Source organism: Sorangium sp. So ce117 (assembly GCF_051524395.1).
In the GTDB taxonomy this organism is placed as follows: Bacteria; Myxococcota_A; Polyangia; order Polyangiales; family Polyangiaceae; genus Sorangium; species Sorangium cellulosum_B.
Genome location: NZ_CP150309.1, coordinates 1,881,978 through 1,895,672 on the forward strand (window position 1 = coordinate 1,881,978; position 13,695 = coordinate 1,895,672).

9 protein-coding genes and 1 tRNA gene are annotated in these 13,695 nt (G+C 72.5%); 6 read left to right on the forward strand and 4 right to left on the reverse strand.

Annotation, left to right across the window (positions count from 1 at the left end; all coding sequences use genetic code 11):
* Positions 1 to 217 precede the first annotated feature (217 nt).
* The gene (locus WMF46_RS07085) at positions 218 to 1,675 is read right to left on the reverse strand and encodes a PLP-dependent aminotransferase family protein (RefSeq protein ID WP_437984909.1); all 1,458 of its coding nucleotides are present in this window, start codon (positions 1,673 to 1,675) and stop codon (positions 218 to 220) included.
* 91 nt (positions 1,676 to 1,766) lie between these two features.
* On the opposite strand from WMF46_RS07085, the gene WMF46_RS07090 reads away from it, so the two are divergent.
* Together WMF46_RS07090 and WMF46_RS07095 are read left to right on the forward strand one after the other, a co-directional pair.
* Positions 1,767 to 2,801, forward strand: coding sequence for a GNAT family N-acetyltransferase (locus WMF46_RS07090; protein WP_437984910.1), 1,035 nt, complete (start codon positions 1,767 to 1,769; stop codon positions 2,799 to 2,801).
* 262 nt (positions 2,802 to 3,063) lie between these two features.
* The gene (locus WMF46_RS07095; RefSeq protein ID WP_437984911.1) at positions 3,064 to 3,831 is read left to right on the forward strand and encodes a hypothetical protein; all 768 of its coding nucleotides are present in this window, start codon (positions 3,064 to 3,066) and stop codon (positions 3,829 to 3,831) included.
* A 193-nt stretch (positions 3,832 to 4,024) separates the two neighbouring features.
* Here the strand turns inward: WMF46_RS07095 and WMF46_RS07100 are convergent.
* Positions 4,025 to 4,098, reverse strand: a tRNA-Arg gene (locus tag WMF46_RS07100).
* Between the two features lie 221 nt (positions 4,099 to 4,319).
* Between WMF46_RS07100 and WMF46_RS07105 the strand changes: the two genes are divergently transcribed.
* The gene (locus tag WMF46_RS07105; protein ID WP_437984912.1) at positions 4,320 to 5,951 is read left to right on the forward strand and encodes a L,D-transpeptidase; all 1,632 of its coding nucleotides are present in this window, start codon (positions 4,320 to 4,322) and stop codon (positions 5,949 to 5,951) included.
* Between the two features lie 25 nt (positions 5,952 to 5,976).
* On the opposite strand, the gene fusA is transcribed toward WMF46_RS07105, so the two are convergent.
* Entirely contained in the window at positions 5,977 to 8,088 is a 2,112-nt protein-coding gene (gene fusA, locus WMF46_RS07110) for an elongation factor G (protein ID WP_437984913.1), read from the reverse strand.
* A 204-nt stretch (positions 8,089 to 8,292) separates the two neighbouring features.
* On the opposite strand from fusA, the gene WMF46_RS07115 reads away from it, so the two are divergent.
* From WMF46_RS07115 to WMF46_RS07125, 3 genes are all read left to right on the forward strand, one after another.
* Positions 8,293 to 8,640, forward strand: a complete 348-nt coding sequence (locus WMF46_RS07115; RefSeq protein ID WP_437907723.1) for a transcriptional regulator — start codon at positions 8,293 to 8,295, stop codon at positions 8,638 to 8,640.
* Positions 8,641 to 8,922: 282 nt separating this feature from the next.
* Positions 8,923 to 10,923: a protein kinase domain-containing protein gene (locus tag WMF46_RS07120; RefSeq protein WP_437984914.1), complete on the forward strand. Its 2,001-nt coding sequence runs from the start codon at positions 8,923 to 8,925 to the stop codon at positions 10,921 to 10,923.
* 52 nt (positions 10,924 to 10,975) lie between these two features.
* Positions 10,976 to 12,244 (forward strand): glycoside hydrolase family 113, encoded by a 1,269-nt coding sequence (locus WMF46_RS07125; RefSeq protein ID WP_437984915.1) that lies wholly within the window; start codon positions 10,976 to 10,978, stop codon positions 12,242 to 12,244.
* A 40-nt stretch (positions 12,245 to 12,284) separates the two neighbouring features.
* Here the strand turns inward: WMF46_RS07125 and WMF46_RS07130 are convergent, their stop codons facing one another.
* Positions 12,285 to 13,676: an ATP-binding protein gene (locus tag WMF46_RS07130; protein ID WP_437984916.1), complete on the reverse strand. Its 1,392-nt coding sequence runs from the start codon at positions 13,674 to 13,676 to the stop codon at positions 12,285 to 12,287.
* Positions 13,677 to 13,695: the final 19 nt, after the last annotated feature.

Genomic DNA, 13,695 nt, shown 5'->3' on the forward strand with positions numbered 1-13,695 from the left:
ATCGTGAGAGGGGGCGCGAGCGAGGTCAAGCCAGCGGGGCTTTCGTCGCGTCGGATCCATCAGCCATCCACCGCGGGCGCAGCGCGCTTCGACGGCGGCGGGGTCGCGGGACGATCGATGTCTGTCGGAGACAGCGCCTGCGGGGGAGAAGGAGAGTTCAGCCGTATCGGAGCTTGAGGAGGAACACGGTGCCCGAGAGCACGACCCGCCGGGGCGCTCACACCGCCTCGACCATCCTCTCCACCGCATCGCTGATCTCCTGCTCGTCCAGCGCCGCGAACCCGAGCCGCAGGAAGGGGCGCTTCTTGCCGTCGAACGCGAACCGCCGCCCCGCGGAGAACGCCACCTTCCGCGCGAGCGCGCGCTCGGCCCAGGCGTCCGCGTCGATCGCGGCGTCCACCTTGGCCCACAGGGCCATACCGCCGGCAGGCACGGCGAAGTCGAGCGCGTCGGGGAGCCGCGCGCGCAGCGACGCGACGAGCCGATCGCGCCGCGCAAGGTAGGCGCGGCGCGCGCGCTGCGCGTGGCGCTGCACCTCGCCGTCCTCGAGGAGCTCGGCGACGGCGCGCTCCACGGCGTGGTCGCCCTGCCGGTCGACGAAGGTGCGGTGGAGGGAGAGCCGCTCGATGAGCGGTCCGGGGGCGACCACGAAGCCGATCCGGAGCCCGGGGGCGAGGATCTTGGACAGGGTGCCGATGTAGACGACGACGCCGGCCGTGTCCGCGCTGGCGAGCGGCAGCACCGGGCGGCCGTCGTAGTGGAACTCGTGATCGTAGTCGTCCTCGAGGACCGCGATCCGGCGGGCCCGGCAGAGCTCGAGGAGCGCGATGCGCCTGCCGGGCGCGAGCACCGCGGTCGTGGGGTACTGGTGGTGCGGGGTGACGTAGACGGCGCGCAGGCGCTCCCGCTCGGCGAGCTCCGAGAGCGCGTCGAGGGAGAGGCCCGCGGCGTCGACCGGCAGCGGGAGGAGCCGCGCGCCGGCGAGGCGGAGCGCCTCCCACGCGGGGCGGTAACCGTAGGACTCGACGGCGACCGCGTCGCCCGGCGCGATCAGGGCGCGGGCGACGAGGTCGAGCGCCATCTGGCTGCCGCGCGTGACGAGGACCGACTCCGGCCCGGCGGCGAGGCCGCGCACCGCCGAGAGCATCGCGGCGAGGGCGGCGCGGAGGCGCTCGTCGCCGCGCGGATCGGCGTAGTCGAGCAGCTGCTTCGACCCGGCGTGCAGCGCGCGGCGGTAGGCGCGCGCGAGCGCCGCCGTCGGGACGAGGCGCATGTCGGGGAGGCCGCCGCTCATGCGGAGCGTGCCGGGCGGGATGATGGGCACGTGCCGGAGCGAGGTCGCGCCGAGATCGAAGCCGAGCCGCGCCGGCACCTCCGCCCGCGCGGCCGCGCGCCGGGCGAAGCCGCGGGGCGCCGGCGCCGGCAGCTCCGCCGAGACGAAGGTGCCGCGCGCGGCGCTGGCCTCGATCCAGCCCTCGGCGGCGAGCTCGCGGTACGCGGCGAGGACGGTGTTGCGATGGACCGACAGGGACCGCGCGAGCGCGCGGCTGCCCGGCAGCTCGGCGCCGGCGCGGAGCCGGCCGCGGCGGATGTCGTCGGCGAGGGCGCGCGCGATCTGGAGGAAGATCGGCTGCGGCGCGGCGGGATCGACCGCGAGGGCGAGCTCCCAGGGCATGCCAGCTGGTCTAGCAGAAATCGGCGAACCGGATCTTTCGAGAGTACCAGGTGCGCGCCAACCTCGGTCCATGCGCAGGGAGATTTTTCGCATGGAGAGGGCGGAGGCCGAGGCGTTCCTCGGTCTCGCGGAGGTGGTCCACCTGGCGTCGACGACGGCGGAGGGCGAGCCGGTCTTGAAGACGGTGCACGGCGTCGTGGTCCGGGGCGCGATCGCGTTCCACGGCGCGCCCGTGGGCGAGAAGACCGAGGCTGTCGGTCGGCCCGCGGTGGTGTCGTGCGAGCAGGTCGTCGCGTCGATCCCGAGCTACTTCACCGATCCGGAGCGGGCGTGCCCGGCGACGACGCTCTACCGGAGCGCGCAGGTCCACGGGGTGATCGAGCGCGTGGACGATCCGGATCACAAGGCCGAGGTGCTGGAGGCGCTGATGCAGAAGTACCAGCCCGAGGGCGGGTACACGCCGCTCGCCGCGTCGAGCCCGCTCTACCGCAAGGCCATCGCTGGGATCCTCGTGCTCGCGGTCCCGCTGTCGCGGCTCGACGGCAAGGCGAAGCTCGCGCAGAACCGGACGCCCGAGGAGCGGGCGCGGATCCTCACGAAGCTCTGGGAGCGGGGTGCGCCGGGCGATGCCGCGGCGATCGAGCTGCTCCGCGGCGCTTGCCTGGACACGCCGGTGCCCGAGTTCCTGCAGGCGCCGGCCGGCTGCGTGCTCGCGTGCGCGCTGGGCCCGCGCGACGTGGCAGCGGCCGTCGATCTGCTGGAGGGCGGCTACTGGAACCAGGGCGTGTCGCGCGAGGCGATCGCGCGGGCGCTGCTCGGCTCGTCGGCGTGGGTGGGCGCGCGGGACGCGGCGGGCCGGCTCGTGGCGACGGCGCGGGCGATCAGCGACGGGAGCAGGCGCGCGTGGATGTACGACGTGATGGTCGCGCCCTCGCTGCGGGGCCGCGGCGTGGGCGAGGCGGTGGTGCGGCTGCTGCTCGGGCACCCGGCGGTCCGCGGCGCGAGCCACGTCCACCTGGGCACCCAGGACGCGCACACGTTCTACGCGCGGTTCGGTTTCCGTGACCGCGCGGCGCTGCCGCCGCGGCCGTTCACGTCGACGGAGATGCAGCTCGTCCGCGCGTGAAGCGGCGCTCGGGCGGCCGACGCGGCCGTGCGGCTGCGCGGCGACGGCTCACGGGATGCATGGCGCATTCCGTAACAACCCATGACGATGTGTGCCACGCACGTTTGTGTGCACGACGCGAGATCCAGGGGTTTTATCGGTGTTCGTGCCGGCACACGCGTTGCGTATTCGCCGTCGCATGGGACACACATTCTCGACGTTTGCTCTTGCGCTCATGTCTCTCGCACCGCTCTGCACGACAATCGCGTGCGGTCCTGCTGCTATGCCGTTCAACGACGACTACCTCGGGGGCAACGAGGACGACCCCGGGGGCAGCAGCGACGACGACCCGACGAACCCAGAGCAGGCGTCCGTCTGCGAGCCTCGACAGGCTGCGATTTCGGCTGATTTTGAGCTCGTTGTGGAAGATTGGCCGAGCGATCCGTCCGATTCCTATGATTACAATATCGTCGCGCCCTGCCAGGTGGAGGCGGCCAGCGCAGCATCGCGCGACTTCGCATGTACGGACGAAGACGGCGCGGTGCACGGCCTGACGCTAACCCTTTCCAATCTCCACATCGTCGGTGCCATTCCGGCGAGCGGTCCCGTGTTCCTTCGGGCGGCGCGATATGATGATCTCGGCGAGGACTATCAGTGGTTCGAGGTGCGCGCCGGCTCCGATGTCACGGGCGTGCTGCTCGCGGGAGGCGTACGCGCTTCCAGCTGGATCCCCGATTCGTCAAGTGAAGCCTATTTCGCGCCGATCTCGATGTTGCCGGCCACCGAAGAGGGATGTCCCGAAGAGATCCGACGTGAATGCCTGAACAGCCGCAGATCCCGGATCCAGTTCTGGGTCGACCATGTGCCCGGCGCCTCGATTCTCGACGGTCACGAAGGGGATATCGACGCGAGCGGGGCATACCGTGCGATCGTGGGCACGAGCGTGGACAACTACCTGAGCGACCCTGTCGCCTGCCACCCGGGCGACGATCCGAGCTACGCTGATGAGTGGCGTGTCTTGATCGGCGCAAAAGCGATCGATGGCCCCTAGAACTTCGCTAGGAGCGCGCGGCCACACCGCCGAGGAGTCGGCCGGCCACCGTCGCGCCCTCGCGGGCGCTCCCTCGATCGGCGATCAGCGCGAGGAAGCCCGGAGCACCAGCTTCCCACCTTGCGCTCACGCGGGTTCCGGGCGAAGCGCAGCCGAGCCAGCCGCGAACGTTGCGGAAAGGTAGAGGACCCAGCGCGCCACAGTGGATTCGAACCACTGGCCTTCGGCTCCGGAGGCCGACGCTCTATCCAGCTGAGCTAGTGGCGCACTCTCGCGGGTTTCGCGAGGGCCCGGAACCTACCCAAGACCTGGCTCCCGCGCAACCCCTTTCCTGCACCTTTGCGTGCCGCCGCCGCCCCGCCCACGCCGTCACTCGTCGCTCGCCGAGGGCCCGCGCCAGCCGTGGCGCCGCCGCCGCCCGCCCGCGAGGGCAGCGTGGCGATGGCCAAAATTTGGCCACCGGCCCGTCTGTCCGGCATTCCCGGGGCATGGATGCCCGTCAGCGAAGCTCCGCGATCCTGGCCCCCGCGCGCGGACCCCTCCCGCTCGCCCTGGCCGTCGCCGCCCTCGCCCTGCCGGCCCTGCCGGCCTGCACCGGCGGGGAGAACGCCACGCCCGAGGGCATCATCAGCCTCTCCGCGGGCGCGGCCCAGAAGGCCGCCGAGAACGACCCCGCCACCCTGCCGCGCCCGGACGGGCCCCGCATCGGCGCCGTGCAGATGGTCGCGCCGATCTACGAGAAGGCGGACCGGCGCTCGGCCAAGCTCGGCTACCTCCGCGCGGGCGGGACGGCGCCCCGCGGGGAGAAGCCCGCCGCGTTCGACGACTGCCAGGGCGGCTACTACCGCGTGCTGCCCGCCGGGTTCATGTGCGCGGACAGTGACGCCACGATCGACACGCAGCACCCGATCGTCCGGGCGCTCACGCGGCGGCCCGACCTGTCCAAGCCGATGCCGTACCCGTACGCCTTCGTCCGGGCCATCGCGCCGAACTACTACCGGATGCCGTCCACGAAGGAGCAGCTCCAGTACGAGATGAGCCTGGAGCGGCACCTCCGCAGCTACAAGAAGCTCAAGAAGAAGTGGGACGAGATCAAGGTCGGCGCCAACGACGTGCCGCTCGACCTCACGGGCAACGCCGTCGCCGACCCGCCCGCAGAGCCGCCCGAGCTCGGCGACAGCGAGCTCTTCGGCGGCAACGGCAGCGACGAGATCCCCTGGTTCTTCAAGGGCGGGCGGCAGCTCCCGAACATCTCGTCGTTCAAGGTCCCGGGCTACGCGATCATCACCAACCGGATCGCGCGGAAGGCAGGGCTCGCCCTCGTCGACACCTTCATGGGCGACGGCGGGCGGCGCTTCGCCCTGACCACCGACGCGCGGCTCGTGCCCACCTCGAAGCTCAAGCCCGCCCGCGGCTCCACGTTCCACGGCGTCGACATGACCAAGGGGTGGGAGCTGCCGCTCGCGTTCGTGCACCGGCAGGACGCGAAGCGCTACGACATCTCCGGCGGCGAGATGGAGAAGGCGGGCGAGCTGCCCTGGCACACCGCCGTGCAGCTCACGGGGCGCTCGAAGAAGGTCGGCGGCGCCCGCCTCGTCGAGGCGAAGGACGGGACGTGGGTGCGCGACTCCGACGTCGCCATCGCGGTGAAGCCCTCGGAGCTGCCGTCGTTCGCGCAGGGGAACGTGAAGTGGATCGACATCTCGATCCTGAGCCAGACGCTCATCCTCTACGAGGGCAGGAAGCCCGTCTACGCCACCGCGTCGGCGACGGGCCGCGACGGGCTCGGCGACCCGAAGAAGACCTTCTCGACCGTGCGCGGGACGTTCCGGATCCGCGACAAACACGTCACGACGACCATGGACGCGCACGAGGTCGACAACAAGTTCGAGCTCCGCGACGTGCCGTGGGTGCAGTACTTCGAGGCCGGCTACGCGATCCACGCGGCGCCGTGGCACGACGACTACGGCAAGCCGCGCAGCCACGGGTGCATCAACCTGTCGCCGATCGACGCGCGCCGGGTGTTCCTCTGGACCGATCCCCCCGTGCCCGACGGATGGCACGGCGTGAGCGCGGGGAAGGCCACGGGGGAAGGGACCATCGTCCACATCCATCCCTAGAGCGGGGCTCAGGAAGCGGCGGGGGTCAGTCCTCGTCGGCCTCGGCCTTGAAGCCGCTCTCCTTGATCACCTTGTCCTGCACCATCGGCGGGCAGACCTCCAGGTGCTCGACGTTCATCGTGAACGTGCCTTTGCCCTGGGTCATGCTCTTCAGCTTCGACTCGTACTCGAGCACCTCGGCGAGCGGGACGAACGCGTTCACGATCGTCTGGCTCTCGACCGAGTCCGTGCCGATGATCCTCCCGCGGCGGCTGTTGATGTCGCCGATGATGTCGCCCATCGCGACGCTCGGCACCGTCACCGAGAGCCGCACGATGGGCTCGAGCAGCACCGGCGCGCACTGCGCGGCGGCGGCCTTGAAGGCCTTGCTGCCTGCCATCTGGAACGCCGCGTCCGAGGAGTCGACGTCGTGGTACTTGCCGTCGAAGAGCCGGACCTTGACGTCGATCATCGGGTAGCCCGCCAGGACGCCCTTCGACATCGACTTGACGATGCCCTTCTCGACCGAGGGGATGAACTGCCGCGGCACGGCGCCGCCCACGACCGCGTCCTCGAAGACGAAGCCGCCGCCGCGCGGCACAGGCTCCATGTCGATGTAGCAGACGCCGAACTGGCCATGTCCGCCCGTCTGCTTCTTGTGCTTGCCCTCGATGTTCGTGGCCTTCTTCGAGATCGTCTCCTTGTAGGCGATGTGCGGCGGGCCGAGCCGACAGTCGACCCCGACGCGCCGGCGGATGCGCTCCACCGTGATCTCGAGGTGCAGGGCGCCGAGGCCCGAGACGACGAGCTCGCGGGTCGACGCGTCCTGGTGCACGCTGAGCCCCGGGTCCTCCTCGGTCAGCCGGTAGAGCGCGTTGCCGACCTTGTCCTCGCCGCCCTTGGCGTCGAACCGCACGCCGCGCGAGAAGAGGGCCGGCGGCAGCTCCGGCGCGGAGAGCAAGAACGCGTGCTTCTCGTCCGAGAGCGTGTGCCCGCTCAGCGTCGCCTTCAGCTTGTGCAGCGCCACGATGTCCCCGGCGCGCGCCTCGTCCACCTGCTTGTGGTCCTTGCCGACCACGCTGTGGATCTTGCCGAGCCGCTCCGAGCCGCCCGTGCTCGCGTTGAGCATCGTGGCGTCGGGCCGGAGCACGCCGGAGAGCACGCGCACGAACGAGGTGCGGCCGGCGTGCGGATCGATCGAGGTCTTGAAGACGAACGCCGCGGCCGGGGCCTCCGCCGCCGACGGCCGCTCCGCGGCCTGCGGCGCGGCGCCGGGCTTGCCGGTCGGGACGACGCCGCTCCAGGCCGGGTGCTCGGTCGGCGGCGGCACGAGCTCGACGATGCCGTCGAGCAGCGCGGCGACGCCGCTCGGGCGGACCCCGGAGGCGAAGTAGACAGGGATCAGCGCCCCCCGGCGGACCGCGGCGCGGAGCCCCTGATCGAGCTCCTCCTGCGTGAGATCGCCCTCGGTCAGGTACCGCTCGGTGAGCTCGTCGTCGCTGCCGGCGACGTCGTCGACGAGCTTCCCCCGGGCCTTCTCGACAGCGCCCGCGGCGTCGGCCGGCACGGGAGAGCCCGCGGCCGTGGCGGGCGCCTCGGGCTTGTCGAGCCAGGCCTTCTTCGTCCGGATGGCGACGACCCCCCGGTGCTGGAGCCCCTCGCCGACGCGCTCCTCCATCACCGCGAGCGGCGCCTTGAGGCGCGCGCGCACCTCGGCGAGCACCTCGTCGGGGCGGGCGTTCTCGGCGTCGACCTTCGTGACGACGATCACGCACGGTAGCTTTGCGTCCCTCACCCAGCCGAAGACGCGCTCGGTGATCGGCTGCACGCCGTCCTTGCCGCTCACGACGAGGATCGCCGCGTCGACCGCCGCGAGGGCGAGCCGCGTCTCGGCGAGGAAGCTGCCCTCGCCCGGCGTGTCGACGAGGTTGACCTTCTTCCCCGCCCAGGAGAGGTGCGCGACGCTCGCCTCGAACGAGCAAACGTGCTCTTTTTCCTCGGCGGTCTCGTCGAGGACACTCGACTTGTCGTCCACCTTGCCGAGCTTGGCCGTCGCCTTGGCGACGTACAGCATGGCCTCGGCAAGCGATGTCTTCCCAGCCCCCTTGTGTCCGATGATTGCAACGTTCCTGATGTCCCCTGCCTCAGTCGTTGTCATCCCTCGTTCGTACCAATCCCCGTCGAGATCGAGAAGGCCGGCACGCGATTTTTGCGGCGCTTTCCTCGAGGCAGGAGGTCAGCGAAGCCGGGCAGCGAGTCGCTCACCCGAGCTCTGCCGCGACGCGCTGCGGCGTGCTCTGGCGATTCGGGCTTGTCCGGCGCTGCCTGAGTGGAGCGTTCGCCCGGGAGCTCGGCGCACGAAATGAGCACTCTCCGCCTCGCGCTCCAGATGGTCCTCGGTATCGCGCTGCCGTTCGCGCTGCAGCGCTGGGACCGACGGCGGCTCACGCCCGAGCAGCGCGCCGCTTGCTGGAACGGAGCGACCTGGGGCGCGGCCCTCTATGCGTTCGGCCCGCTGTCCATGCTCGGGTGGTGCTGGGTCACGCGCGGCGTCCAGCACGGGCGGCCGGGGGCGCGTGGAACACACGGAACAGCGCGCTTCCGCGCGCTGAAGGCGCTCGGGCTCGGCGCGGCGTCCGCCGCAGCGCTCGTCCTGATCCTGAGCGGCGTCGATTACCTGGTCGCGCTCGCATTGGGGCTCCCGCCGTGAGCCGCGTGGCTGGCACGTGGCACGCATGGAAGCGGTGTCCATGGCTCGATGGCGCATGACAGTAGCCGCGGATGCCGCTGATGGAGATGGCTGCAGGCCGGCCGGCCGGCCAGCTGGCCGGCCAGTCAGCCGCGCCAAAATGCGTGAAGAACGGACATTTTCGTGCCCGAGTGTCACTAGACGACACGTCATGGACGCGATAGCAGCACTCTGAATCTGTTATTCATGGGACAGGCTTTGACTCTGTCCGCGGAGCCCGCGGACACACACCGAGGCAGTGCGTTGACGTCGCTGAAGCCCAGAGAAGAGGATCGCGCGGCCGCACGGGAGCGGACCGACGCTGGACGTGCGCCGCGGGCGGCCGAGGGCGGTCCGAGGTGGCAAGAGATCGTCGCCGGCAGGTACGCGGTGGAGACCCGGATCGGCGCCGGCGGCGTGGGCGTCGTCCAGCTCGCCACCGATCGCCTGTCGGGCCAGCGCGTCGCGCTCAAGCGCGTCGATCCGAGGCTCGTCGAGAACAGGCACGCCGTCGATCGGCTGCTCCGGGGCGCCCGCGCCGCGCGCGCGCTCAAGGGCAGGTACGTCGCGCGGATCCTCGATGTCGGGGTCGAAGGTGGCGCGCCGTTCGTGGTCAGCGAGTACCTGGAGGGCTCCGACGTCACGAGCTACCTGCGGCGCCGCGGGCCGATCCGGGTCAGGGAGGCGGTGAAGTACCTCCTGCAGATCTGCGAGGCGGTCGCCGAGGCGCACGGGATCGGGATCCTCCACCGGGACATCAAGCCCGAGAACCTCTTTCTCAGCTTCGGTGACGGCGCCCCGAGCGTGAAGGTGCTCGACTTCGGGGTGTCGGCCGTCGCCTGCGGCGTCGAGAGCGAGGGGCCGAACGCCGCCTCGGGCGCCATGCGGACGTCGCTGCTCTTCATGGCGCCGGAGCAGATGCGGTCGGCGGGCGGCATCGACGAGCGCGCGGACATCTGGTCGATCGGCGCGGTCGCCTACGCGCTGCTCTGCGGGGCGAGCCCGTTCGATGCGCCGACCGAGCTCGAGATCTGCACCAAGGTCCTGACCGAGCCGCCCGCGCCCTTTCCGGCGGGCGTCGAGCCCCCGGAGCTGCGGGCCCTCCTGCTGCGCTGCCTCGCCAAGGACCCGGAGGCGCGCCCCTCGGACGTCGCGAAGCTCGCGTTCGCGCTCGCGCGCTTCGGGGGCGAGGGCGCGGAGGACGCGGCCGAGCGCGTGTGGGAGGCGCTCCGGGCGGACGAGACCGTCCGCATGGCGACGCCTGCTCCGGTCGCCGCGGACGAGTGGGAGGCCGACACGCTGGCGGACCTGCCGAGGATGTCGCCCGACGATCTCATGAGCGACCTCGAGACGACGGCCAAGTGGGAATCTCCCGCAGGCCGTCTGTCCGACGTCACGCTGGTGTCGCACGCCGGGGCGGCGTGGGACGGCGGCGATCAGCTCCGGGCGAGCCGGACTCCGCCCCCGCCGGTCCTGACGCTGAGCCCGCCGGAGCGCCGCTCCGATCTTCAGGCGGGCGGGCCAGGGAAGCCGCCGACCGCCGAGGACACGCCCGTTCCGCTCGGCCGCAAGGTCGTGCACCGCGTCAGCGACGGCGCGGCGCCTCGCGTCACGCCGGTGCTCGCGGCGCGTGCGCTGGCCGAGACCGATGCGGAGCGGCTCACGGTGGTGCGCCGGGGGCCGTCGCCGTGGCCCCGGCGGCTCGCGATCGCGTTCGCGCTGTTCGGGATGCTCGCGGGGATCGGGGGCGTGTGGCTCGTGCAGATGCGCACGCTCGACGGAGGTGGGAGCGCGCTGCCTGCGGCGAAGGGGCTGGCGAAGCGCGCGGTCCAGGAGGCGCGCTCGTCGGTGGTCGCGAGGCGATCGAGCGCGGCCGTTCCTGCCGCGCCGGAGCCCTCGCCCGAGCTCCCGGCGGCCGAGCTCCCGGCGGCCGAGCTGGTTCCCGCGAGCGCCGCGGGCCCAGACAGCGAGGCGCCGCGGGTGGCGCAAGCGCGAGGGGCCCGTCTCGACGCGCGGCGCCCCGAGGTCATCTACGACGAGGTCGAGCGCGAGCGGCGGCGGCGGCGCGAGAAGCTCGAGCGCGAGCGGGCGTGGCGTGAGGCGACCACCCGCGCGCGGCAAGAGCGCGACGCGTCCCGGCGCGAGCCGCCGCGGCCCGAGGAGGGCGCGGTCGCGCCGGCGCAGCCCGCCGAGGGCGCGCGCGCGCCGCAGCAACCCGCGGAGAGCGACGGCGCGCAGCGACCTCAGGCGAGCGACGGCGGGTGACGTCCGCGGCCCGGCGGTCCGCCTGCCTGGTATAAGGCGGCCCGTGTCAGGGATGAGTCGAGCAGGTCACGCGCTCGCCCGCGCGGCGGGCGCCGCGCTCGCCGTGTCGGCGGCGGCGGTCGACGCTCCTGTGCGCCCTGCGAGCGCCGCGCCGCAGGTCGTGCAGCAGGCGCCGCGGATCGCGCCGGAGCACCTGCCGTACGGCGCGGCGGGGTGGGCCGTGTCGGGCTGGGGCGGCGTGCGCGGCGTGACGATCGGGCCGATCGAGAACCTGCGGCACCCGGGCCGCGGCTACGGCACCGCGGCGAGCGGGCGGGCGATGGATGAGGCGGTCGCCATGGGCGCGACGTGGGTCAGCCTGACGCCGTTCGGCCGCGTGTGGGACGGCAAGGGCACGGGCGTCGATCTCGTCTTCGAGGCGCCGTTCGAGGAGAACCGGCGCAACGTGCTCGCGGCGATCGCGCAGGCGCACGCGCGCGGGCTCAAGGTGCTGCTCGTTCCGCACCTCTGGGTCGAGAGCGGCGAGTGGCGGGCCCTGATCGACCCCGGGGACGACGCCGGCTGGGCGCGCTGGGCCGAGTCGTACCGCCGGTTCCTGCTCACGTGGGCCGCGGTCGCGCGCGAGGGAGGCGCGGAGATGCTCAGCGTGGGCGTCGAGCTGCGGAGCTGGGTGACGACGCCGCGGGCGGCGAGCTTCCTGCCGATCATCGAGGCGGTGCGCCGCGTGTACCCGGGGCTGCTCACCTACTCGGCGAACTGGGACGACGTCGAGCACACGCTCATCTTCGACGCGCTCGACCTCATCGGCATCAACGCGTTCTACCCGCTGGCGGAGCGCGAGGGCGCGTCGTTCGAGGAGCTGCTGCGCGGCGGGCGCAAGGTGGCGGCCGGGGTGGACGCCGTGGCGCGCGCGTGGGGCAAGCCGATCCTGCTGACGGAGATCGGCTACACCACGCGGCGCGATCCCGCCGTGCGCCCGTGGGAGTGGCCCGACCGCATGAAGGGCGTGGTGGTCGACCAGCGCTCGCAGGCCGAGGCCTACGCCGCGGTGATCGCGCCGTTCCTCGACGCGCGCACGTGCGCCGGCTTCTTCGTCTGGCGGCTCTACGCCGATCCGGACGACGTCTCGCAGGAGGCCGAGTGGGGCTTCTCACCGAGGGGCAAGCTCGCGGAGCTCGTGCTGCGCGACGCCTTCGCCGCCCGCTGGGCCGCCGACGGCCCCCGGCTGCCCGGCGACGCGCTCGGCAGACACCGCGCCCGCACCCCGGGGCTCTTCGGCTGGGAGCTCGATCCCGACGAGCCTGGGGGCCTGTTCCCGTAGCCGGACGAGCGGACGAGCCGCTCCTTGCGGGACGATGCGCTCATGACGGCAGGCGGAGGGTGAAGGTCGAGCCCCTGCCAGCGGTGCTCGTCACCTCGATGCGCCCGCCGTGCGCCTCGGCGATGCGGAGCGCGGCCCACAGGCCGAGGCCGACGCCCGGGGCCACGCCGCTCGACGACGGGGCGCGGAAGTAGCGCTCGAACAGCCGTCGCTGATCGTCGGCCGCGATCCCCACCCCGCGGTCCGAGACCGCGATGGAGACCTCGGCGCCTACCCGCGCGACGGTCACCTGCACGGCGCCGCCCGCAGGCGAGTACTTGATGGCGTTCGCGACCAGGTTGTTGAGCACCTGCTCGATCCGGATCGGGTCGCAGCACAGCGGGACGGGCTCGTCGGGGAGCGACAGCCCGAGCTCGTGCGCGGTCGCGGTCGGGCGGTAGAGCTCCACGACGTCGCGGGCGAGCTCGCGCGCGTCCCGGGTCTCGCGGCGCAGATCGAGCTCACCGCCCTCGATCCGCGCGATGTCCATGAGGTCCGTGAGCATCCGATCGCAGCGCGCGGCCTCCTTCCCGATGCGGGTGAGCATCGACCGGAGCCGCTCCTCGTGGGGGAGGGGCCGATCCGGCCGGAGGCCGTCGACGGTGAGCTTCAGCGCGGCGAGCGGGTTGCGCAGGTCGTGCGCGACGCTCGCGAGGATCCCGAGCTGCCTCTTGCGCTGCTCGGCCAGCGCGGCGGCCATCTCGTTGAACGCGACGGCGATCTCGCGCAGCTCGTCGAGCCCGCCCTGCGGCGCGCGGGCGTCGTGCGAGCCGGCCCCGTAGCGGTCGATGGCGGCGCGGATCGAGAGGAGCGGGCGATAGACGCACCTGCGCAGCTGCCAGAGCGCGAGCAGGACGCCGGCCAGCAGCATCCCGGCGGCCCCGAGGCTCACGATCTCCGAGAGCCTGTGCACCTCGTCGACGCGCTGCCGGGCGATCCGCGCCTCGGCGAGCCGGGTGGCGAGCAGCCGCTCGAGCGCGGCGAACGTACGGTCGACCTCATCGTGGGACGCCCCGGCCTGCCGGTGCTCCTGCGTGTGCGTGGCGAGGTAGCGCTCGATCTCCCGCTCGGCCTCCTCGAAGACGCTGGCGCTCTCCGCGGTGACCGGCTGCTCGCGGGCGTCCTCGAGCCACCTGGAGAGCTCGCGCCTGGCCGCGTCGCGCGCGCCGACGTGCTCGGGGAGATGGGCCAGCGCGACGCGGGCGCTCTCGCGCTCGTGCGAGAGGAGGTGGACCTCCAGCTGCGTGATGGACCTCACCTCCCGGACGATGTTGAAGAGGCACGTGACCTCGCGGGTCATGTACGTGGCGCTGAGCGTGAACCCGCTCGCCGTCAGCAGCGCGAGGGCGGCGAGCCATGCGGTGCTCGCCGCCGCGAGCGTCTTCAGCTTCATCGTCGTCCCCCGGTTCCGG

Bases quoted from the DNA above. Each gene is read 5' to 3' on its own strand.
- WMF46_RS07115 (WP_437907723.1), top strand. From the start codon at position 8,293: ATGAGCACTCTCCGCCTCGCGCTCCAGATGGTCCTCGGTATCGCGCTG.
- WMF46_RS07090 (WP_437984910.1), top strand. From the start codon at position 1,767: ATGGAGAGGGCGGAGGCCGAGGCGTTCCTCGGTCTCGCGGAGGTGGTC.
- fusA (WP_437984913.1), bottom strand. From the start codon at position 8,088: ATGACAACGACTGAGGCAGGGGACATCAGGAACGTTGCAATCATCGGA.
- WMF46_RS07085 (WP_437984909.1), bottom strand. From the start codon at position 1,675: ATGCCCTGGGAGCTCGCCCTCGCGGTCGATCCCGCCGCGCCGCAGCCG.
- WMF46_RS07105 (WP_437984912.1), top strand. From the start codon at position 4,320: ATGGATGCCCGTCAGCGAAGCTCCGCGATCCTGGCCCCCGCGCGCGGA.
- WMF46_RS07125 (WP_437984915.1), top strand. From the start codon at position 10,976: ATGAGTCGAGCAGGTCACGCGCTCGCCCGCGCGGCGGGCGCCGCGCTC.
- WMF46_RS07130 (WP_437984916.1), bottom strand. From the start codon at position 13,676: ATGAAGCTGAAGACGCTCGCGGCGGCGAGCACCGCATGGCTCGCCGCC.
- WMF46_RS07095 (WP_437984911.1), top strand. From the start codon at position 3,064: ATGCCGTTCAACGACGACTACCTCGGGGGCAACGAGGACGACCCCGGG.